Raw genomic sequence first — 23,167 nt, 5'->3', positions numbered from 1 at the left:
ATTTTTGATAGGAGTTTTTTGAGTGACTGAAACATGGAATTTTATAAATACTGGAAGTAATGATCCATACTATAATATGGCAATGGATGAGGCTTTACTTAATTTTGTATCAAGAGGAGAAATAGACCCGGTAATCCGCTTTTATACGTGGAATCCTGCTACATTATCTGTTGGTTATTTTCAACGTTTAACAAAAGAAATTGATATAGAAAAAGTTAAAGAAAAGGGTTATGGTATGGTTCGTCGTCAAACAGGTGGCAGAGGTGTACTACATGATAAAGAATTAACTTATAGTGTCATTGTGCCTGAAGCACATCCAAATATGCCATCAACGATAACAGAAGCATATAGAGTTATATCAGAAGGTTTATTGCAAGGGTATAAAGCGTTGGGATTGGATGCTTATTTTGCTATACCACGTTCAAAAGAAGAAAGAGAGAAGTTAAAACAACCAAGAAGTGCTGTTTGTTTTGATGCCCCAAGTTGGTATGAATTGGTAGTGGAAGGTCGTAAAATTGCTGGTAGCGCTCAAGTTAGACAAAAAGGGGTTATTCTTCAACATGGTTCTTTATTACAAGATGTAGATGTAGATGATTTATTTGATATGTTTATTTTTAAGAACGATCGATTGAAAGAAAAAATGAAGGCTGCATTTCTCGATAAGGCGATTGCTCTAAACGACATTTCAGAAAAAAGAATCACTATTAAAGATATGGAAATAGCATTTGAAGAAGGTTTTAAAAAGGGATTGAATGTTAATTTTAAACCATTAGAATTAACTGAGGCACAGCAAGATGAGATAAAAGAACTTACTGAAAAATATAAATCAGATGAATGGAATTATAGAAAATAAGTAATTTAATATGTATTAATGGAAATAAAATTAAATATTGAATAGGTAGTGAATTAAGCTTACGGGCGATGCTAATATTTGCTTCACTTTAATTATCTGATATAAAAATCTATAGTTTTACAATTTAAGATATAAATAAAGGAGCACCAATTCAATTGGTGCTCCCTTATTTATATTATTTTCGATGCCTTTTTTTATACTTTCTTTGTGCTCGTTTATATTTTCTTTGCTCCTCAGTTAAGAAAAAGAAGTAATAGATTAAATATGCGATACCCGCAAATATTACAACACTTATTGCCATTTTCACAAAACTAAATAAAAATGCATCTAAATTTAATACTAAACCAACCACTGCAATTGCAATCACTATATAAAATATTGCTTGTCTCAATCTAAACACTCCTAAATAATTTCAACTCCTAATTACTATTAATTGTAATATTAGAAAGTAATTTTTGTCCTTTTGTAATTTTCTTTTTATCTTTCGCAGTATAGCCGTCTCTAATTTCCGAAATGGCTTTTGACAAATCCTTGTTTAATTTTGTAATATTTTTATTCTTCGCTTTATCAGCATCGTTCATATTTTCTTTATCAATTTTGGTTTTATAATCGCTATAACTGCTATCTATGTTATTAGATATGTCAGTTAATTTGTTTTCAATTGATTTGTTGCCTTTGTTTTTTGTAACGTCACCATCAATTTCATTGTATTGATCAATATTCTTGGCAACTGCTTGATAATATGTAGAAGAAGCTTTTAAATTTGTTGCTTTTTTCTTGTTACTCTTTGCTTGTTTAACATTCTTTTTATCTTTGTTGAGTGAGTCGATTTTTTTATTTTCTTTACTAATGTTTTGCTTTAATTCTTGAATATTACTTTTTAATTTATGGTTATCATCTCTTAATTTGGTTGTTTTTTCTTCTAATGGTCCTAAGTTTTGACTACCGCAACCAGCCAATAAACATGTTGCACTTATGATTGCCACAATTTTTTTCTTCATTCATCTGCTCCTAATTTAAAAACTATAAATTTGTATATTAATTATGCTATCATTTTAATGTATATAAGGAAAATGTACAAATCAATCGATAAGGGGTATGTTATATGTCAAGAATATCGAAACTAAATAGTGTATTAAAAGAAAAGCATTTAGAGGCAGTTGTGATATTGTCGGATTATAATAGACGTTATTTATCAGGTTTCACAGGAACAAGCGGTGCTTTAATTATAACAGAAACAAAAAAACTATTAATTACTGATTTTAGATACATTGAACAAGCGACATCACAATCAGCTGATTTTACAATAATTAAACAGCAATCGACTTTGATTGAAGAAGTTAAAAAACAACTTGAACAACTTAATGTCCAAAATGTTGGTTTCGAAGGTGATTTAGTAAGTTATGATACATACTTACAACTAAGCAAGTCTTATATTAGTTTAATTAGTATTTCAGGTTTAGTTGAAAAAATTAGAGAAGTTAAAGATGAACAAGAAATTGCTATTATAAAAAAAGCAGCAGAAATTGTTGATGAAACATATGAACATATACTTCAAATTGCACATGCAGGTATGACAGAACAACAACTCAAGGCTAAACTAGAAAGTAAGATGCTTGAGTTGGGCGCAGAAGGCCCATCATTTGATACGATTGTTGCTTCTGGTTATCGTGGTGCATTGCCTCATGGTGTCGCAAGTGAAAAAGTAATTGAACAAGGTGATTTAATCACTTTAGATTTTGGTGCATATTATAAAGGATATGCATCAGATATTACACGTACATTTGCTATTGGCGAACCAGACCCTAAATTAAAAGAAATATATCAAATTGTTCTAGATGCAAATTTAAAAGGTGTTGCTGCTGCGAAAGCTGGTATAACAGGTAAAGAACTCGATGCTGTTGCAAGAGATTATATTACTGAACAAGGTTATGGCGAAGCTTTTGGTCACTCACTTGGACATGGTATAGGACTAGATGTACATGAAGGGCCAAATTTATCAAAGAGATTCAACAATAAATTAGAAGTAAACAATTGTGTTACAATAGAGCCAGGTATTTATATCGATGGATTAGGTGGCGTTCGCATAGAGGATGACATATTAATTACAGAAAATGGCTGTGAATACTTTACTAAATCCACAAAAAACCTTATTATTTTATAGAAGACCTTATAATTTAGGAGGAAACTGAATGATTTCGGTGAATGATTTTAAAACAGGCTTAACAATTTCAGTAGATAATGGTATTTGGAAAGTTATCGATTTCCAACATGTAAAACCAGGAAAAGGATCTGCATTCGTACGTTCTAAACTTAGAAACTTACGAACTGGTGCTATCCAAGAGAAAACATTCAGAGCTGGTGAAAAAGTTGAACAAGCAATGATTGAAAACCGTCGTATGCAATATTTATATGCAGATGGTGATGCACATGTATTCATGGATAACCAAACATTCGATCAAACAGAGTTATCAGCAGACTACTTAGAATACGAATTAAAATTCTTAAAAGCTAATATGGAAGTTCAAATCCAAAGTTATGAAGGCGAAACAATTGGTGTAGAATTGCCGAAAACTGTAGAGTTAGTAGTAACTGAAACAGAACCAGGAATAAAAGGTGATACTGCAACAGGTGCTACTAAATCAGCAACTGTTGAAACAGGTTATACTTTAAACGTGCCTTTATTCGTTAATGAAGGCGATACGCTTTTAATTAATACTGGTGACGGAAGTTATATCTCAAGAGCGTAACATTAAGACTAGGGTAGTTACACAATTGATATCATAACTCGTGTATTCAAACCTTTCCAATACATAATGTTTTGGAAAGGTTTTTGATATTTAAGCGTATATAAAAATAATTAGTTTTTAAAACACAGATTAATACATAACTTACGATAACGCTTACACTATTAAAAGGTATAATGTTATAAATAGCGCGCTATGAATATTAAAGTGTTTCTTATAGAAAGTATGTATATGCTTGAATTGAAGAAATCACTAAAGTAAAATAAAATAGGTAAATGATAACAATCTAAAGGAGTCAGTATTTATGAATTTTAAAGAAATAAAAGAATTGATTGAAATTCTTGATCAATCTAGTTTGACTGAAATTAATATAGAAGACAAAGGCAATGTCGTTAATTTAAAAAAAGAAAAAGAAACTGAAATTATAACTCCTCAAATAGGTCAACAACCTGTACAGCAAGTGTCACCTCAACAAAGCATTGCAACAGCACCAACAACAAACACAAATAATGAAGACACAAATGAACATAAAGTAGACGATAATTTAAAAACAATTAATGCACCGATGGTAGGTACATTCTACAAATCTCCTTCACCTGAAGAAGGTGCCTATGTACAAGTTGGCGATTCAGTATCCAATGAAAGTACAGTTTGTATTTTAGAAGCAATGAAATTATTTAATGAAATTCAAGCTGAAGTTTCTGGTGAAATAGTTGAAATTTTAGTTGAAGACGGTCAAATGGTAGAGTATGGCCAACCGTTATTTAAGGTGAAATAATGAATAAGATTTTAATAGCTAATAGAGGAGAAATTGCGGTAAGAATCATTCGTGCATGTCATGATTTAGGATTACAAACTGTGGCTATTTATTCTGAAGGAGATAAGGACGCATTACATACTCAAATTGCTGATGAAGCATATTGCGTTGGCCCAACACAATCTAAAGATTCTTACTTAAATATACCTAACATATTATCAATAGCTACTTCAACTGGATGTGATGCAATACATCCAGGTTATGGCTTTTTAGCTGAAAATGGGGACTTCGCCGAATTATGTGAAGCTTGCCAATTGAAATTTATCGGCCCAAGTTATGAATCCATTCAAAAAATGGGTATAAAAGATGTTGCTAAAGAAGAAATGAAACGAGCAGATGTACCAGTTGTTCCTGGTAGTGAAGGGCTAGTAGAAAATATAAAAGATGCTAAGTCAATTGCCAATAAAATTGGTTATCCAGTTATTATTAAAGCTACTGCTGGTGGCGGTGGTAAAGGAATTCGTGTTGCACGTGATGAAAAAGAACTGGAAACTGGATTTAAAATGACTCAACAAGAAGCAGAAACTGCATTTGGTAATGGTGGCTTATACTTGGAAAAATTCATTGAAAATTTCAGACACATTGAAATCCAAGTTATCGGTGATAGCTTTGGTAATGTTGTTCATCTAGGCGAAAGAGATTGTACAATTCAACGCAGAATGCAAAAGCTTGTCGAAGAAGCACCTTCACCAATTTTATCTGATGAGCAAAGGAAAGAAATGGGAAATGCAGCAGTACGAGCAGCCAAAGCCGTAAATTATGAAAATGCTGGAACGATAGAGTTTATATATGATTTAAACACAAATGATTTTTATTTTATGGAAATGAACACACGTATACAAGTTGAACATCCGGTAACTGAAATGGTTACTGGTGTAGACTTAGTGAAATTACAACTTAAAATTGCAATGGGTGAACCATTACCATTTAAACAAAAAGACATTAAAATTAATGGTCATGCAATTGAATTTAGAATTAATGCAGAAAATCCATACAAAAACTTTATGCCATCACCAGGAAAGATTACGCAATATTTAGCACCAGGTGGATTTGGAGTAAGAATCGAGTCTGCATGTTATACTAATTATACTATTCCACCATATTATGATTCTATGGTCGCTAAACTTATCGTGCATGAACCAACTAGAGATGAAGCGATAATGGCAGGAATGCGCGCGTTGGGTGAATTCCTTGTCTTAGGTATAGATACAACAATTCCATTCCATATTCGCCTTTTAAATAATGATATATTTAGAAGTGGAGAATTCAATACTAAGTTTTTAGAAACTTATAATATCATGGACGAAGAAATTGAATAATTAGGAGGTATGTGACATGGTAAAGGTAACAGAAACATCACATTCCAACTTAGGGAAAATAGAAATTGCACCGGAAGTTTTAACTGTTATTGCAAGTATCGCAACATCTGAAGTTAAAGGTATTCGAGGACATTTCAAAGAAATAAAGCAAACAAATATTGAAGAAGTTAGTAAAAAGCAACTGCATAAAGGGATAAAGGTAGATGCCAGGGAAGATGGTATATTTATCGATGTTTATTGTACTTTAAGTTATGGTGTTAATATTTCGGATACAGCACGTCATATTCAACAAGCGATATACAATTCGTTAACAACAATGACTATGATTGAACCGAGCCAAATAAATGTCCATATAACAAATATCGAACCAGAAAATTAAAATTAAATAAAAGCACAATCAATCTCAATACATTATTTAGTGAATTATAATATGGATATGTCGAATTATTTCCGATTATATTCATATGCTTTTCATTAATTTTTATTAAGAATATGATGCTTGAAGGAGTTTAAAATGAGTCGAAAAGAATCAAGAACACAAGCCTTTCAAACTCTATTTCAACTTGAAATGATGAATACTGAGTTATCAATTGATGAAGCAATTAGCTTCATTAAAGATGAAAATCCTGATTTAGAATTTGAATTTATAAATTGGTTAGTTTCAGGCGTGAAAGATCATGAAAGTGTTTTGGACGAACAAATCCAAGCGCATTTAAAAGATTGGAAACTTGAAAGACTACTTAAAACAGATAGAATTATATTGAGAATGGCTACATTTGAACTATTAAACAGTTCAACACCAAAAAAAGTAATTATCAATGAAGCTGTCGAACTAGCAAAGCAATTTAGTGACGATGAACATTATAAATTTATTAATGGTGTATTGAGCAATATTGAATAAATGAGTGATATAAATGGCTGAATATTTAAGTATTACTGCTCTGACAAAATATATAAAATACAAATTTGACCAAGATCCACACTTACAATCAGTTTTAATTAAAGGTGAGTTGTCAAATTTCAAAAAACATAGTAGTGGTCATCTTTATTTTAACGTTAAAGATAATAATAGCTTGATTAACGCAATGATGTTTAAAGGAAATGCATCAAAACTTGATTTTGATCCTAAAGAAGGCGATGAAGTTTTAATCGAAGCTCGCGTATCTGTGTTTGAAAAGCGTGGGAACTATCAAATATATGTTAATAAAATGCAATTAGATGGAATAGGTAATCTTTATCAAAAGTTGGAACAATTAAAGAAAAAACTTACTAAGGACGGCTTTTTTAATCAAGAACTTAAAAAAGCTATACCAAAATTCCCTAAAAAAATTGCTGTTTTAACAGCTGGTACTGGTGCTGCAATTAGAGATATCCATAGTACCATTAATAGTAGATACCCATTAGTTGAACAAATTCAATTAAATACTTTAGTACAAGGTGAACAAGCTAAAAATGATATTATTGAAAAAATAAAACAAGCTGATCAATTAGGTGTAGATACAATTATCATAGGCCGCGGTGGTGGTTCTATCGAAGATTTATGGAATTTTAATGAAGAAACAGTCGTCAAAGCAATATTTGAATGTAACACACCAATTATTTCTGCTGTTGGACATGAGACTGATTTTACATTAAGTGATTTTGTAGCAGATGTTAGGGCAGCTACACCAACGCAAGCCGCAGTAATTGCAACGCCTGATCAATTTGAATTAATGCAATATCTCAATCAAACAAAGCTTTCGCTCACACGTTACATTAAACAACGCATTCAACAACAAAGAAAGTATTTGGACCACGTGTCCTCGTACTATAAATTTAAGACACCCACTTTGTTGTATGATCAACAAATACAAAAACGAGATGATTTAGAGAGAAAACTCAATTTGCAAATAGATTTAAGACTTAAACACGAGTCACAATCACTTCAGTTATTATCAAATAAATTAAACTTGAAGCATTTTAAGCAAAATATTGAGCGTGAAAAGCAAAACCTTAATCAACAAACAATTGAATTAAATAAAAAAGTTTCAGAGTTAATAATGACTCATAAAAATACTTTGGGTAGAAAAATCGAAAGTTTAAACAACTTAAGTCCCACTAATACAATGTTACGTGGCTATACTATTGTCAATAAGGGTAATGAAGTGATTACAAGTACAAAAGATTTATCAGAAAATGACAACATTCTACTAACCATGAAAGATGGTGTTGTGGACGCACAAGTGAAGAAAGTTAGGTGTAATGATGAGTAATGAAAACAATCAAAGTTTTGAAGAAATGATGAGTGAATTAGAAACTATTGTCCAAAAACTTGATAATGAAAATGTTTCGTTAGAGGAATCTTTAAATTTATACCAAAGAGGTATGAAATTATCAGCTGAATGTGATGAAACATTAAAAAATGCTGAGAAAAAAGTAAATGATTTAATGTCTAATGAAACTGATGAAAAGGATGTCGTTCAAAATGAATCCGAAGATGACTAGTCTACAAAATCAAATTAACCAATTACTCTCAGAATCAATTCCAAATTCAACGCTTAACACAAACTTAGAAGAAAGCATGCTTTATTCATTGAATGCTGGTGGCAAGCGAATTCGTCCGGTATTATTATTATTAACACTTGAAATGTTAAGTAATGATTATAATAAAGGACTATCATCTGCTATAGGTTTAGAAATGATTCATACATATTCACTTATTCATGATGACCTTCCTGCAATGGATAATGATGATTTCAGAAGAGGTAAACCAACAAATCATAAAGTATTCGGAGAATGGAAAGCAATACTATCTGGTGATGCTTTATTAACTAAGGCATTTGAATTAATTTCAAATGATCGTATTTTAGAAGATTTGACAAAAATCAAGTTGATTCAAAGATTATCTAGCGCGAGTGGACATCTTGGCATGGTCGGTGGTCAAACATTAGATATGGAAAGTGAAAATGCGCCTATTGATATCGAAACTCTAGAACAAATTCATAATGCTAAAACAGGAGCATTACTTAAATTCGCTGTAATGGCAGCTGTTGATATTGCTAATCCTGAAAATATAGTAGCGACACAATTAGAACGTTATAGTGAACATTTGGGTTTGATGTTTCAAATTAAAGATGATCTACTAGATATATATGGCGACGAAACTAAATTAGGTAAAAAAGTAGGTAGTGATTTATTAAATGATAAAAGTACTTATGTGTCATTACTAGGTAAAGAGGGCGCAGAAGAAAAACTAGCTTATCATACAAATGCAGCCTTTGAATGTCTATCTAGTTTACCTTCCAAATATGATATTAAGCAATTAGAAGAAGTAATTAAATTATTTAATAACAGAGAGTCATAATAATATGGTTTTGCATAAATAAAGAAATAATTATATATCAGAATATCGGATATAAATCCTAGAAAATAATTAGCAAATATCTTTTATATTCTGACATGCTCCCTTCAAAGTAGACATTTGAAAAATGAAAACTTTGAAGGGAGTTTTTCTATATACAGAAAATCATTTGATTTTATAATTATAAGAAAACTAATCTATTACAGGTTAAAGCTTTTATTTTGTGGATGGTGACTTTTGTTTCAGTCGATTATGTATAAACACCTTATAAACAATTTTATAATTATTCATTACATACGAAGAATGTAACCTATTTCAATAGAATTAAATGCAATTAATCGCATCGCAATATTGTTTTAATTTGTATCAATCACTTGTCATTACGGTGTTCTATTGAGTAAAATTACAAAACATCTTTAGTAGTAGTATTGAAAAGCATGTGTTAAACTAATTGTATAAATATTCGTTTATAGAGGTGTAAGTTATGGCTAAAAAATCAGTAAGACATATTAAAATACGTGAAATAATTTCAAATGAAAAAATAGAAACACAAGATGAATTAGTAAGACGACTGAATGAGTACGAATTAAACGTTACACAAGCTACTGTGTCTAGAGATATTAAAGAGCTTCAACTTATTAAAGTTCCAACGCCAACCGGACAATACGTGTATAGCTTACCCAACGATAGAAAATATCATCCTTTAGAAAAGTTGGGTAGATATTTAATGGATTCCTTCGTCAATATAGATGGTACCGGTAATTTATTAGTATTAAAAACACTTCCAGGTAATGCGCAATCTATTGGTGCAATATTAGACCAAATTGACTGGGAAGAAGTATTAGGTACTATTTGTGGAGATGATACTTGTTTAATAATTTGTAGGGATGATTCTGCAGGGGAAACAATTAAGACACGAATCTTTAATTTATTATAATTTTAAGGAAGTGATATCAACATGCTACAAACTTTATCAATAAAACAGTTTGCTATTATTGATGAATTAGAAGTTCATTTTGGCGATGGGCTTACTGTGCTTAGTGGTGAAACTGGTTCAGGTAAGTCAATTATTATTGATGCAATTGGACAACTAATTGGTATGCGTGCTTCTTCAGATTATGTAAGACATGGTGAAAAAAAAGCAATCATTGAAGGTATCTTTGATATAGATGAAAGTAAAGAAGCAATTACTCTTTTAAATGAATTGTCAATTGATAGTGATGAAGATTTTTTATTAGTAAAAAGAGAAATATTCAGTTCGGGCAAGAGTATATGTAGAATCAATAACCAAACGGTTACACTTCAAGATTTAAGAAAAGTAATGCAAGAATTGCTAGATATTCATGGACAACATGAAACACAAGCATTACTAAAACAAAAATATCATTTACAATTGTTAGATAACTATGCAGAAGACACCTATCAAAATTTATTAAATCAATATGTAGATACTTTTGACCAATATCAATCAAAAAGAAAAGAATTAGAGGCATTAGAGACAGCAGATCAAGCATTGTTACAACGCTTAGATCTTTTAAAATTTCAGCTAGATGAAATAAATGAGGCTCATTTAAAAGATGGAGAAATTGAGCAATTAGAACTTGACATTAAACGCATTCAAAACTCTGAAAATTTAAGCCTTGCATTAAATAATGCACATCTTACACTAACAGACGAACATGCAGTCACAGATCGCCTATATGAGTTAAGTACACAATTAGAAGCTATTAATGAAATTTTGCCTGATAAGTACGATAAATTGAAAGAAGATGTTGATCAATTCTACTATACATTAGAAGATGCGAAGCACCAATTATATGACGAATTAACAAATACTGAATTCGATGAGCAATATTTAAATGAGTTAGAATCAAGAATGAATTTGTTAAATAGTTTAAAACGTAAATACGGTAAAGACATTTCTGAATTAATTACTTATCAAGAAAAATTGGCGTTGGAAATAAACAAAATTGAAAATTATGAAGAAAGTACTTCGCAATTGCGTGAGCAAATTGATACTTTATACCAAAAGATTCTGCAATTGGGTGAGAAGTTATCTAAAGAAAGACGTAAAGTTGCGCAACAATTGAGAAATCACATTGTCGATGAAATACAAAATCTACAAATGAAAGATGCGAATTTAGAGATATCATTTAAACCTTTAGATAAACCCAATCGTGAAGGTATTGAGTTTGTTGAATTTTTAATTAGTCCTAACAAAGGAGAACCGTTAAAAAGTTTAAATAAAATAGCATCTGGCGGTGAATTATCAAGAATAATGTTAGCACTTAAAACGATATTCGTTAAAAGCCGAGGTCAAACAGCTATCTTATTTGATGAAGTAGATTCCGGTGTTTCTGGACAAGCAGCACAAAAAATGGCGGAGAAAATGAAAGATTTAGCTAAACATATTCAAGTCATATGTATTTCACATTTACCGCAAGTTGCTACAATGAGTGATTATCATTTATTAATCAGTAAAGCTTCAAATGACGATAGAACTACTACTCAGGTTAAAGATTTGACTGGTGATGAGAGAATAGACGAAGTCGCACGCATGATTTCTGGTGCTAGTGTTACAGAACTAACACGACAAAATGCTAAGGAAATGATTGAGCAGAATCACGCTACAAGCTAAAGATTGAATATTGTTTGATTTGTATTACTGTATATGATCAATAATAGAAGGGCGTTGTTAATATGCAATACCAACATTTAGTTGAGCCAACACAAGCATTAAATGGCAAGGTAGCAGTTTTATTTGCAAATGACGAGAAAATAATTTCTGTGTTATTAACTGTACTAAAACAAACTAATATAGAACTTCATTTGTATGATATTGAAGATCCTACAGAGTTGATTCGCTCTTACAACATCGATAGTACGCTGATTACTAGGGTACATACTTATGAATTCGAATCAGAACAAGCACTATTTAATACATGTTCTAACGATTTGGCACAAGGCAAAGTTAATGTGTTAATGAAAGGCAACATTGAAGATAACAAAATGTTTGCTTTTATTTTAAGTAACCATCAGTTTATTGAACGCTATGGTTACTTAAACCATGTAGCATGTATAGATTTGCCACATTATCATAAACATTTAATGCTGAGTGACGCATATTTCAATGTTGCACCTACGGTTGAAGAAAAGAAGCAAATTATTAAAAATTTACAAAATTTTGCACAATCAATTGGTTATAAACAACTAAAGGTTGCACTACTATCTTCAGTTAATTTTCCAAACAGAAAGATAAAATCAGCTACAGAAGCTGAAAAAATCAAACTTACGTTTGAACGTATAGGTAATAATGAATTGTTAGTAGGAGGCCCATTGACATTTGAATATGCTACAAACATGGAAAGTGTCATTAAAGACAATTTCAAATCTGAAATTGCAGGAGATGTTGATGCAATTGTAGTAGCCAACAAAGATGTTGGAGATCCATTATACAAAGCCCTTACATTATTTGGTCAAGCGCGAATAGCTAGTCTAATCATTGGTGCAAAATTCCCGATTGTTTTAAATGAAATTTCTGCATCTAAGCAAAGTAAAATTGATTCGTTGTTATTAGCGTTAAAAATTAATTCTTAGTTGAAGTAGGATCTCTTTTAATAATTAATTAAAAGAGATCTTAATAGGTTTTTAATTTAATAAACAGTTTCTTTGATGTAAACTATAAGAGGAAGCAGCAATAATATTTGTAAAAACGGTAAATTAACTGTCTAAAATTTTGTTATGTAATATATTGATTATTCATTTTTCTGGACATTATATGGTAAAGTATTAAGTGGCTATAAAATGAATAGGTTATAAATATGCTACTAAATGCGGATTTTTATAATATAAAATTAGTAGCAGGTTATAAAAAATGCCTGATTACAACAATCAATCTGATACAGTGAAATAAGTTTATGTATGTGAATAGAAATTATACGGTCCTTTTTAAATAACTTTCATAATTCAAAATTTATTTGAACTATGAAAGTTATATTAATTGAAGCAATATAATTTATTATCATACTAACTTCTATAATACAATAGTATGGTTGTTAATATTTATATTATTGATTTAATGTCGCATATTGATTCGCTAACATGATAAGTCATAATTAAAAAACATGTTAACGGCGAAAACATATAGTTAGGAGTAAAAATATGTCAGAACAACAATATGATGTAGTTATACTAGGCGGAGGTACGGCTGGTTATGTATCTGCAATCAGAGCTTCACAATTAGGAAAGAAAGTTGCGCTTGTTGAACAATCACTTTTAGGTGGTACATGTTTACACAAAGGTTGTATACCAACTAAGGCATTATTGAAGTCAGCCGAAGTGATGCACACTATATCTACTGCGAGTGAATATGGTGTTGATGTAGATAATTTCAAATTGAATTTTTCACGTATTCAAGAGCGTAAGGCTGAAGTAGTAAAGCAAATGTTTAACGGTGTAAATCATTTGATGGATCATAACAATATCGATGTATTTAATGGTACAGGACGTATTTTAGGACCTTCAATTTTTTCTCCACAAAGCGGTACCATTTCAGTAGAATTTGAAGATGGAGAATCGGAATTGATTCCTAATAATAATGTATTGATTTGTACTGGTTCTACACCAATGTCATTACCATTCTTACCATTCGATCATGAGGTTGTACTTTCAAGTGATGATATTTTGAATCTTGAACAACTTCCAAAACGATTAGCGATAATAGGTGGTGGTGTGATTGGATTGGAATTTGCTTCAATGATGACTGATTTCAATGTAGAAGTAACCGTAATTGAAGCCGGTGAGCGTATTCTTCCAACAGAATCCAAAAATATTGCTAAAACTTTAAAAAAAGAACTAACAGCTAGAGGTGTTCAGTTCTATGAAGAGACACAACTTACAGACAGTGATATTAATGTCGGAGATAATGAGGTAGACATTACAATTAATAACAATACAAATACATATGATAAATTACTTGTATCTATAGGGCGTAAGCCAAACACAGAAGATATAGGGCTTAATAATACTAAAATTAAACTATCTGATAGTAAACATATTTTAGTAAATGACAACCAACAAACAGAAGATAGTCATATTTATGCAGCTGGAGATTGTATTGGAAAATTACAATTGGCACACGTTGGCTCTAAAGAAGGTATAACAGCAATCGATCATATGTTCGAACAACAACCACTTCCGGTTGATTATATGCACATGCCGAAGTGTGTTTATACACAACCAGAAATAGCGAGTATTGGTATGCATGTAGATGAAGCCAAGGCGCAAAATATCAAAGTACGAACTTATAAAGTGCCTTTTAAAGCAATTGGAAAAGCTGTAATAGAAGACACTAAAAATCAAAATGGTTTTTGCGAAGTCGTAATCGATCAAGATAATGATAATGTCGTAGGTCTAAGTATGATTGGCCCTCATGTTACTGAATTGATAAATGAAGTTTCGTTGTTCCAGTTTATGAATGGTTCAACACTAGAATTAGGACTGACAACTCATGCACACCCATCACTTTCTGAAGTGTTAATGGAGCTTGGTTTAAAAGTTGAAAATAGATCGATTCACGTTTAATTAAGGAGGAAATAGCATGTTTGATTATAAATCAGTAGGTTTGGATAAAACAGATCTACAGAATATGTATAAATGGATGGATTTAGGACGAAAAATAGATGAACGCATGTGGCTTTTAAATCGTGCGGGAAAAATACCCTTTGTAATAAGTTGTCAAGGACAAGAGGCTGCTCAAATAGGTATGGCTTATGCCATGCAAGAAGGTGATATTTCTTCACCATATTACCGAGACTTAGCGCTTGTAACGTATTTAGGGATGACTCCATTAGATTCAATGTTAGCAGCATTCGGTAAAAAAGATGACATCAGCTCAGGTGGTAAACAAATGCCTTCTCATTTTAGTAAAAGAGAAAAAGGCATCCTGTCACAGAGTTCTCCAGTAGGTACACAAATTATACATGCTGTAGGAGCGGCTTTATCACTAAAAATGGATGGTAAATCCAATATAGCTATGACCACAGTTGGCGAAGGAAGTTCAAATCAAGGCGACTTTCATGAAGGTTTAAACTTTGCAGGAGTACATAAATTACCATTTATTTGCGTAATAGAAAATAATAAATATGCTATTTCTGTTCCTGATTCATTACAATATGGTGCTGAAAAATTATCAGATCGAGCGATTGGTTATGGTATGCATGGTGAAACAGTGGATGGAAATGACCCAATTGCAATGTATAAGGCAATGAAAGATGCAAGAGAACGTGGTTTAAATGGCGGTGGCTCAACATTAATTGAAGCGATGTGTACACGACTTACTGCTCACTCTTCAGACGATGATGATAAATATCGTTCTAAAGAAGAAAGAGATGGTCTTAAATCACTTGATTGTAATGTTAATTTTAAGCAATTTTTATTAGAAGAAGGAATCATTGATGAAAACTGGTTAGATGAAATAGAAAAAGAACATAAAGATGTTGTAAATAAAGCTACCAAAGAAGCAGAAAAAGCACCTTATCCATCACCAGAAGAAACTTATACACACGTTTATGAAGAAGGGAGCTTAAATAATGGCTAAATTATCTTACTTAGAAGCAATTCATCAAGGATTAGACCAAGCAATGGAACGAGACAAAGATGTGTTTGTATTGGGAGAAGATGTAGGTAAAAAAGGTGGCGTGTTTGGAGTTACTTTAGGCTTACAAGAAAAATATGGAGAAGCGCGTGTGTTAGATACACCTTTAGCTGAATCTAACATTGTCGGTACGAGTATTGGAGCTTCGATGTTAGGGAAACGTCCAGTTGCTGAAATTCAATTTGCTGAATATATATTACCTGCTACAAACCAAATAATGAGTGAAGCTGCAAAAATGAGATATCGCTCTAATAATGATTTCCATTGCCCAATTACAATCCGTTCTCCATTTGGTGGAGGTATACACGGTGCGTTATATCATTCACAAAGTGTAGAGTCAATATTTGCATCGACACCAGGTCTAACAATTGTAATTCCATCTAATCCTTATGATGCTAAAGGGCTTTTGTTAGCATCTATCGAAAGCAATGATCCAGTACTATATTTTGAACATAAAAAAGCTTACAGACTTTTAAAAGAAGAAGTTCCTGAATCATATTATACTGTGCCAATTGGTAAAGCGGATGTGAAACGTTATGGTGATGATATCACAGTATTCACATATGGCTTATGCGTTAATTACTGTATACAAGCAGCAGATATGTTAGCTGAGGAAGATATCAATGTGGAAGTTGTTGATTTACGTACTGTTTATCCCCTAGATAAACAAACAATCATAGAACGTGCAAAACAAACTGGTAAAATTTTATTAGTTACAGAGGATAATTTAGAAGGTAGTGTGATTTCTGAAGTTGCTGCTATCATTTCTGAAAATTGTTTATTTGACTTAGATGCTCCTATTATGAGACTTGCAGGACCAGATGTCCCATCTATGCCATTTGCACCAACACTAGAAGATGAGTTTATGATTAATCCAGATAAAATAAAAACAAAAATGCGTGAACTTGCAGAATTTTAAGGAGGCACAATCATGGAAATAAAAATGCCTAAACTCGGTGAAAGTGTACACGAAGGTACTATTGAACAGTGGCTTGTATCAATTGGAGATACTATCGAGGAATATGATCCACTTTGTGAGGTTATCACAGATAAAGTAACAGCAGAAGTACCTTCATCATATTCAGGTACGGTCAAAGAAATATTAGTAGAAGAAGGTGCAACTGTTCAAGTTGGGGAAGTGATTTGTCTACTGGCAACTGATGAAGATGTAGAACAAAATAGCGACAATATAACTGAACAACCATCTGATAAACATCAAAGTTCAGAAACTGTTGAAGAAACTACGACACAAACATCCGAATTATCTAACACTTCTAAAACTAATGACAATCAACCTAAAAATAATGGCCGTTATTCACCTGTTGTGTTTAAATTAGCTTCTGAAAATCAAATTGATTTATCTCAAGTTGTAGGTACAGGGTTTGAAGGACGTGTTACTAAAAAAGATATACAAAAGGCAATAAAAGAAGGTACAGGGAATAAACAACAAACTGTAATTGCGCCTAAAGATTCACCTAAAGTAATTCAACAAGCAAAATATAATGAACCTTCACCAGGTTCATCTATTCCTGTTAATGGTGTCAGAAAGCAAATTGCGCAAAATATGGTAAATAGTGTCAATGAAATACCTCACGCATGGATGATGGTCGAAGCGGATGCGACTAACTTAGTAAAAACACGAAACTATCATAAAAATAGTTTTAAAGAAAACGAAGGTTACAATCTGACTTTCTTTGCATTTTTTGTAAAAGCTGTAGCAGAAGGTCTAAAAGCTTATCCATTATTAAATAGTAGTTGGCAAGATTCAGAAATTATTATGCATAAAGATATAAATATATCAATTGCTGTAGCGGATGAAGATAAATTATATGTGCCAGTTATTAAAAATGCTGATGAAAAATCAATTAAAGGCATTGCGAGAGAAATTAATGATTTAGCACAAAGAGCAAGAAATAAAAAGTTACGTTCAGAGGATATGCAAGGCGGTACATTTACTGTTAACAATACTGGAACTTTCGGATCTGTTTCATCTATGGGAATTATTAATCATCCACAGGCTGCGATTTTACAAATTGAATCTGTTATTAAAAAACCAGTTGTTATCGACGACATGATTGCAATTAGAAATATGGTGAATTTATGTATTTCGATAGATCATCGTATATTAGATGGTTTACAAGCTGGTAGATTTATGAATTTTGTGAAAACACGTATTGAACAATATTCGATAGAACATACAAGTATTTATTAATTAAATTATAGAACGGTAAAAAGTTTTTTAAACAAAAATAATCAATTATATATTCAGTGAGCTAATCTAAATATTTAGATTAGCTCTTTTTATATTTCAACACTCCTTATTATGACAATTTATGTATATCTTTCATTAATGTTAGGGAAGTTTATTCATGTGTTATTACAATGATAGTTAACCGAGCATGTTTGCACTATAAAATCGATACAATAGCTATATAAGTATTATTTTTGAGTACGATAATTAAAATAAAATTGATGATAGTTAGAAAATGTTCAATTTTTAAAATACAATAATCACAGCTGTTGAAGTATAATAGATATATATGTAGAATAAAAGTACTTAATTAGAAATGAAAGGTGACGTTAAAATGGATTTAAATTTCGATTTATATATGACAGATGTTGTTAATCAAGCAAGAAATGAAATAGAGGCAGCTAGTTATGAACAATTAACATCTGCTGAAGAAGTAGATAGTGTCTTACAACAAGACGGAACAACACTTGTTATGGTGAACTCAGTATGTGGTTGTGCAGGAGGAATTGCTAGACCTGCTGCAGCACATGCTTTGCACTATGATAAACTACCTGATCGTCTGGTGACAGTTTTTGCTGGACAAGATAAAGAAGCAACACAAAAAGCCAGAGATTATTTTGAAGGCTATGCACCATCAAGTCCTTCATTTGCACTGATTAAAGATGGAAAAATTACTGAAATGGTTGAACGTCATCAAATCGAAGGTCATGAGGTAATGGACGTAATTAATCAATTACAAACTTTATTCGATACTTATTGCGAAGAGAAATAGAGGAACATTCATGTCACGTTTAAATCCTTATCGAATCGGATTTAGAACGATTAAGACTGCCATAGGCATGGCGCTTGGTATTATAATTGCTAAATTAATTGGCCTTGATAATTTTGCATCAAGTGCTATTTTAGTAGTCTTGTGTATTAAGCATACAAAGGTTCATTCGCTACAAGCTATTGTGTCCCGTTTTGTATCTTGTTTTATGATTCTAATTCTTGGTTCAATTATATTTAGTTTGCTAGGACAACATGCACTCGTTTTAGGCTTAATCGTATTACTATTCATACCAATAACTGTTGTATTCAAAGTACAAGAGGGTGTCGTGACAAGTTGTGTAATTTTATTACATGTCTTCAATGCTAAAACGATAGATGTTCATTTATTCATAAACGAAATTTTATTACTTATCGTAGGATTAGGTATAGCATTTCTAATGAATTTGATTATGCCAAGTCTTGATGGCACATTGAACCATTTTAAAAAGCAAATTGAAGACCAATACACCCAAATATTTGAAACCTTCAGTGAAAAATGTTTAATCCCTAATCAAAGCTTAAATATACCTTTCGACAATTTACAATTAACAATTCAAAAAGCAAAATCTATAGCATTTAGAGATGTTAAGAATCATTTTGGTAGAAATGAAAATTCATATTATCATTATTTTGATATGCGAGAAGAACAACTTGATTTAATGCGTAGAATTGCATTAATGATTGAAAGTATAGAAATGAAAGACTGTTTATTAGATAAGTTATCATATTTATTGGCTGAAGTAGCACATAATGTGAATAGTAATGATTATACAGCATTACGTTTGCATTCGTTATATGAGATTAGAATAGAGTTAAATCAATTAGATTTGCCAACATCTCGAGAAATGTTTAGGACACGTGCGAGTTTGTTACAATTATTAAATGAATTAGAAGAATATTTAGTAGTGAAGTCACAGTTCGGTTCATTAAAGCATCATAATGGAATGAACACAGTTACTAACTAAGGTATTAAAATTTATAAAAAATATATTAACAATAAAAAATTAAAAATCCTCCTTAAAGTCTAAACTATTAGTTAATTCTTTAAGGAGGATTTTATAATGTCATAATCAATTTGACATCCCTTAAACTGTTATGTATCACTATATAAGGGATAAACTAAAAACCATAAATAATAGACTTAACAATAACTGTTAAATGCAACTATTTATGGTCAAAATAAAATATAATATATAAAACTGATATCGTTATTGATTAGTTTACTAACGGTACTACACTAGTTAAAATTAATGCAAGTACAACAGCAACTAACATTACTATAATGATCGCTCTAAGCACTTTATTATTACCCACTATAATTCCTCCAAATATATTTGTATTAACTCATATTTTATCCAAATATACGATATTCTACAATACTTAGCAACTATATTCCTATATTCAATATTGCTCAATAAAATAAATGGTTAATAATCATATTTGTTTTGTAAACTGTAAATATTCGTTAAACTTAATTATATAAATTATTAATATACATATGAAATGTATTAAAAGACAGATAGGGGATAATTATGATTAACAAACAAAGACTATTAGATACATTTTTAGAGCTAGTACAAATTAATTCAGAAAGCGGTAATGAACAAAAAATTCAAGCAGTATTAAAAAATAAATTTAAATCATTAGGCTTAACCGTAATTGAAGATCAAGCAAGTCAAATAGATAATTTAGGTTCAAATAATTTAATTTGTACATTGCCAAGTACATTTGAAAATCAAGAAATCGATAAAGTTTACTTTACTAGCCATATGGATACTGTGGTTCCCGGAATTAATGTTAAACCACTAGTTAAAGATGATGGCTATATTTATTCTGATGGTACAACTATTTTAGGTGCGGATGACAAAGCAGGTTTAGCAGCAATTTTAGAATCACTCAACGTCATCCATGAAAATAATATAGATCATGGTCAAGTTCAATTTATTATCACAGTTGGTGAAGAAATTGGTTTAGAAGGAGCTAAGCAACTACCAGTGGAACTTTTGGATTCTGATTATGGCTACGCGGTGGATGCAAGTTCACCAGTGGGTACTACAGTGATTGGTGCGCCAACACAAATGAAATTTGATGCAACAATTTATGGAAAAACAGCGCACGCAAGTGTCCCTGATAAAGGTATTAGCGCTATAAATATTGCTGCAAAAGCAGTAAGTGACATGAAATTAGGTAGAATAGACGATGTGACAACAGCGAATATTGGACGTTTCGAGGGTGGTTCGGCTACGAATATAGTCGCTGACAAGGTCACTTTAAAAGCAGAAGCACGTTCACATTCCAATGAACGCATTGATGAACAAATTGAACATATGAAATCAGCAGTGGAAAATACCGTACAACGATTTGGTACAAGTGCGGATATAGATATTACAAAAAGCTATCCCGGATTTAGGGTTGCTACTGATGCAAAAGTAACAGAAATTGCCAAAAAGAGTGCTACAGAATTAGATTTATCACCTGATACGATTATAGCAGGAGGTGGTTCTGATGGTAATATTATCAATGGTTTTGGTATACCAACAGTAATCTTAGGTGTTGGTTATGAAAAAATTCATACGAAATCTGAACGTATGCCAATAGCTTCTTTAAATCTATTAAGTCAGCAAATATTAAAAATTATAGAAATAATTACAAATAACAAATAAATCTGAAAACTGATTTAGTGATTATTATATATGCTTTATGATACAATGAACTAGAAAACTTTGTAAAAGAGAGGTAAGTAAAATGGCACAACAAATTGGTGTAGTAGGTTTAGCAGTAATGGGTAAGAACCTTGCTTGGAATATTGAATCTCGTGGTTATAATGTAGCAGTGTATAACCGTTCATCTGAAAAGACAGACGAGATGGTGAAAGAATCTGAAGGCAAGAATATCCACCCAACATATTCAATTGAAGAATTTGTAAATTCATTAGAAAAACCCCGTAAAATTTTATTAATGGTTAAAGCTGGTCCTGCAACTGACAAGACAATCGACAGTTTATTACCATTATTAGATAATGATGATATTTTAATTGATGGTGGTAACACGAATTATCAAGATACTATCCGCCGTAATACTGCATTAGCAGAAAGTGGCGTGAACTTTATTGGTATGGGTGTATCTGGTGGAGAAGTTGGTGCTTTAACTGGACCTTCATTAATGCCTGGTGGTCAAAAAGAAGCATTCGATAAAGTTAGTGACATTTTAGAAGCTATTTCAGCTAAAGCTAAAGATGGCGCTTCTTGCGTTGCTTACATTGGACCTAATGGAGCAGGACATTACGTGAAAATGGTGCATAACGGAATCGAATACGCTGACATGCAATTAATTGCTGAAAGTTATGCTATGATGAAAGATTTACTTGGAATGTCACATGAAGAAATTGCAAAAACATTCAAAGATTGGAATGCTGGCGAACTTTCAAGTTACCTAATTGAAATCACAGGTGATATCTTCGGTAAATTAGATGATAAAGGCGAAGGCCCTCTTGTAGAAAAAATCTTAGATACTGCTGGCCAAAAAGGTACAGGTAAATGGACGTCAATCAATGCATTAGAATTAGGTGTTCCATTAACAATTATTACTGAATCTGTTTTTGCTCGTTTCATTTCTTCAATCAAAGAAGAACGTGTTAATGCATCAAAACAATTAAACGGTCCAGCTTCTGAATTTGATGGAAATAAAGAAGAATTCTTAGAAAAAATCCGTAAAGCTTTATATATGAGTAAAATCTGTTCTTATGCACAAGGTTTTGCACAAATGAGAAAAGCTAGTGATGACAATGAATGGAACCTTAAATTAGGCGATTTAGCTATGATTTGGCGTGAAGGTTGTATCATCCGTGCACAATTCTTACAAAAAATTAAAGATGCTTATGATAATGATGAATCATTACGTAACTTATTATTAGATCCTTACTTCAAGGATATTGTTACAAATTATCAATCAGCATTACGTGATGTAGTTGCTACTGGTGTACAAAATGGTGTTCCAACACCTGGATTCTCAGCGAGTATTAACTATTATGATAGTTATCGTTCAGAAGACTTACCAGCTAACTTAATCCAAGCACAACGTGATTATTTCGGTGCTCATACGTATCAACGTAAAGATGTTGAAGGCGTATTCCATACTCAATGGATTGAAGATTAATTAACTACCTGATATTACTTTTGAAATATATTTTAAGTGATTGTTTATAAATAAGTTTGAGACTTAAATATTCATTCTCAAATTAAGAGAGCTAATCTGTAGAGGTTAGCTCTCTTTTCTTTTTTTAATCTAACAATTGTGAACGAACATTGTATGCCTTGATTGGTTCGAGTTTATACTCGTCTAATTCTGTAAGCCATACATTTATTATGGATGTCAG

At 31.6% G+C, this 23,167-nt stretch carries 23 protein-coding genes and 1 pseudogene; 21 read left to right on the top strand and 3 right to left on the bottom strand.

The annotated features are described in order from the left end of the window. The first annotated feature begins 22 nt into the window (after positions 1–22). On the top strand, positions 23–853 hold the full coding sequence (locus MHZ36_RS10505; protein ID WP_239231562.1) for a lipoate--protein ligase family protein: 831 nt from the start codon (positions 23–25) through the stop codon (positions 851–853). A gap of 175 nt (positions 854–1,028) precedes the next feature. Here MHZ36_RS10505 and MHZ36_RS10500 read toward each other — a convergent pair whose 3' ends face one another. Continuing rightward, positions 1,029–1,244, bottom strand: coding sequence for an SA1362 family protein (locus MHZ36_RS10500; protein ID WP_239231560.1), 216 nt, complete (start codon positions 1,242–1,244; stop codon positions 1,029–1,031). Between the two features lie 28 nt (positions 1,245–1,272). After that, positions 1,273–1,854 carry a hypothetical protein gene (locus MHZ36_RS10495; RefSeq protein ID WP_239231558.1) on the bottom strand — a complete coding sequence of 194 codons (582 nt, stop codon included), beginning with the start codon at positions 1,852–1,854 and terminating at the stop codon, positions 1,273–1,275. A gap of 104 nt (positions 1,855–1,958) precedes the next feature. Here MHZ36_RS10495 and MHZ36_RS10490 point away from each other — a divergent pair, with 104 nt between their 5' ends. The 18 genes from MHZ36_RS10490 (at position 1,959) to MHZ36_RS10405 (ending at position 19,757) form a co-directional block, all read left to right on the top strand. After that, positions 1,959–3,017, top strand: a complete 1,059-nt coding sequence (locus MHZ36_RS10490; RefSeq protein WP_239231557.1) for a M24 family metallopeptidase — start codon at positions 1,959–1,961, stop codon at positions 3,015–3,017. Between the two features lie 28 nt (positions 3,018–3,045). Continuing rightward, positions 3,046–3,603 carry an elongation factor P gene (gene efp / locus MHZ36_RS10485; protein WP_239231556.1) on the top strand — a complete coding sequence of 186 codons (558 nt, stop codon included), beginning with the start codon at positions 3,046–3,048 and terminating at the stop codon, positions 3,601–3,603. A gap of 301 nt (positions 3,604–3,904) precedes the next feature. Continuing rightward, positions 3,905–4,378, top strand: a complete 474-nt coding sequence (gene accB, locus MHZ36_RS10480; RefSeq protein WP_239231555.1) for an acetyl-CoA carboxylase biotin carboxyl carrier protein — start codon at positions 3,905–3,907, stop codon at positions 4,376–4,378. Next, positions 4,378–5,736: an acetyl-CoA carboxylase biotin carboxylase subunit gene (gene accC, locus MHZ36_RS10475; protein WP_239231553.1), complete on the top strand. Its 1,359-nt coding sequence runs from the start codon at positions 4,378–4,380 to the stop codon at positions 5,734–5,736. The genes accB and accC overlap by 1 nt, the downstream gene beginning before the upstream one ends. Before the next feature lie 16 nt (positions 5,737–5,752). Then, the gene (locus MHZ36_RS10470; protein WP_239231552.1) at positions 5,753–6,115 is read left to right on the top strand and encodes an Asp23/Gls24 family envelope stress response protein; all 363 of its coding nucleotides are present in this window, start codon (positions 5,753–5,755) and stop codon (positions 6,113–6,115) included. Between the two features lie 135 nt (positions 6,116–6,250). Continuing rightward, on the top strand, positions 6,251–6,637 hold the full coding sequence (nusB, locus tag MHZ36_RS10465; protein ID WP_239231551.1) for a transcription antitermination factor NusB: 387 nt from the start codon (positions 6,251–6,253) through the stop codon (positions 6,635–6,637). A gap of 13 nt (positions 6,638–6,650) precedes the next feature. Then, complete coding sequence (xseA, locus tag MHZ36_RS10460; protein ID WP_239231550.1) at positions 6,651–7,988, top strand: exodeoxyribonuclease VII large subunit; 1,338 nt, start codon at positions 6,651–6,653, stop codon at positions 7,986–7,988. After that, the gene (locus MHZ36_RS10455; RefSeq protein WP_239231548.1) at positions 7,981–8,220 is read left to right on the top strand and encodes an exodeoxyribonuclease VII small subunit; all 240 of its coding nucleotides are present in this window, start codon (positions 7,981–7,983) and stop codon (positions 8,218–8,220) included. The genes xseA and MHZ36_RS10455 overlap by 8 nt, the downstream gene beginning before the upstream one ends. Further along, a complete protein-coding gene (locus MHZ36_RS10450) occupies positions 8,201–9,079 on the top strand; it encodes a polyprenyl synthetase family protein (RefSeq protein ID WP_239231546.1) in 879 nt (292 codons plus the stop codon). The genes MHZ36_RS10455 and MHZ36_RS10450 overlap by 20 nt, the downstream gene beginning before the upstream one ends. 481 nt (positions 9,080–9,560) lie before the next feature. Beyond that, on the top strand, positions 9,561–10,013 hold the full coding sequence (gene ahrC, locus MHZ36_RS10445; RefSeq protein ID WP_239231545.1) for a transcriptional regulator AhrC/ArgR: 453 nt from the start codon (positions 9,561–9,563) through the stop codon (positions 10,011–10,013). 21 nt (positions 10,014–10,034) lie between these two features. Then, positions 10,035–11,714 carry a DNA repair protein RecN gene (gene recN, locus MHZ36_RS10440; RefSeq protein ID WP_239231543.1) on the top strand — a complete coding sequence of 560 codons (1,680 nt, stop codon included), beginning with the start codon at positions 10,035–10,037 and terminating at the stop codon, positions 11,712–11,714. Positions 11,715–11,776: 62 nt separating this feature from the next. Then, entirely contained in the window at positions 11,777–12,673 is an 897-nt protein-coding gene (locus MHZ36_RS10435) for a phosphate acyltransferase (RefSeq protein ID WP_239231542.1), read from the top strand. Between the two features lie 564 nt (positions 12,674–13,237). Then, positions 13,238–14,659 (top strand): dihydrolipoyl dehydrogenase, encoded by a 1,422-nt coding sequence (gene lpdA, locus MHZ36_RS10430; protein WP_239231540.1) that lies wholly within the window; start codon positions 13,238–13,240, stop codon positions 14,657–14,659. Between the two features lie 16 nt (positions 14,660–14,675). Beyond that, positions 14,676–15,674 carry a thiamine pyrophosphate-dependent dehydrogenase E1 component subunit alpha gene (locus MHZ36_RS10425; RefSeq protein WP_239231539.1) on the top strand — a complete coding sequence of 333 codons (999 nt, stop codon included), beginning with the start codon at positions 14,676–14,678 and terminating at the stop codon, positions 15,672–15,674. Then, positions 15,667–16,650 (top strand): alpha-ketoacid dehydrogenase subunit beta, encoded by a 984-nt coding sequence (locus MHZ36_RS10420; protein ID WP_239231534.1) that lies wholly within the window; start codon positions 15,667–15,669, stop codon positions 16,648–16,650. The genes MHZ36_RS10425 and MHZ36_RS10420 overlap by 8 nt, the downstream gene beginning before the upstream one ends. 12 nt (positions 16,651–16,662) lie before the next feature. Then, the gene (locus tag MHZ36_RS10415; protein WP_239231533.1) at positions 16,663–17,943 is read left to right on the top strand and encodes a dihydrolipoamide acetyltransferase family protein; all 1,281 of its coding nucleotides are present in this window, start codon (positions 16,663–16,665) and stop codon (positions 17,941–17,943) included. A 373-nt stretch (positions 17,944–18,316) separates the two neighbouring features. Beyond that, entirely contained in the window at positions 18,317–18,754 is a 438-nt protein-coding gene (gene brxB, locus MHZ36_RS10410; protein WP_239231531.1) for a bacilliredoxin BrxB, read from the top strand. Positions 18,755–18,764: 10 nt separating this feature from the next. Next, positions 18,765–19,757: an aromatic acid exporter family protein gene (locus MHZ36_RS10405; RefSeq protein ID WP_239231530.1), complete on the top strand. Its 993-nt coding sequence runs from the start codon at positions 18,765–18,767 to the stop codon at positions 19,755–19,757. 250 nt (positions 19,758–20,007) lie between these two features. On the opposite strand, the pseudogene MHZ36_RS10400 reads toward MHZ36_RS10405, so the two are convergent. After that, positions 20,008–20,097, bottom strand: a pseudogene (locus MHZ36_RS10400) (hypothetical protein); the annotation flags it as partial. Positions 20,098–20,324: 227 nt separating this feature from the next. Between MHZ36_RS10400 and MHZ36_RS10395 the strand changes: the two are divergent. Further along, on the top strand, positions 20,325–21,455 hold the full coding sequence (locus tag MHZ36_RS10395) for a M20/M25/M40 family metallo-hydrolase (protein WP_239231529.1): 1,131 nt from the start codon (positions 20,325–20,327) through the stop codon (positions 21,453–21,455). Positions 21,456–21,537: 82 nt separating this feature from the next. Continuing rightward, complete coding sequence (gene gndA, locus MHZ36_RS10390) at positions 21,538–22,947, top strand: NADP-dependent phosphogluconate dehydrogenase (RefSeq protein WP_239231527.1); 1,410 nt, start codon at positions 21,538–21,540, stop codon at positions 22,945–22,947. Positions 22,948–23,167: the final 220 nt, after the last annotated feature.

Source organism: Staphylococcus sp. ACRSN, assembly GCF_022346615.1.
Lineage (GTDB): Bacteria > Bacillota > Bacilli > Staphylococcales > Staphylococcaceae > Staphylococcus.
The sequence above is the reverse complement of the archived record's forward strand: the minus strand, read 5'-3'. Positions and strand labels throughout refer to the sequence as shown.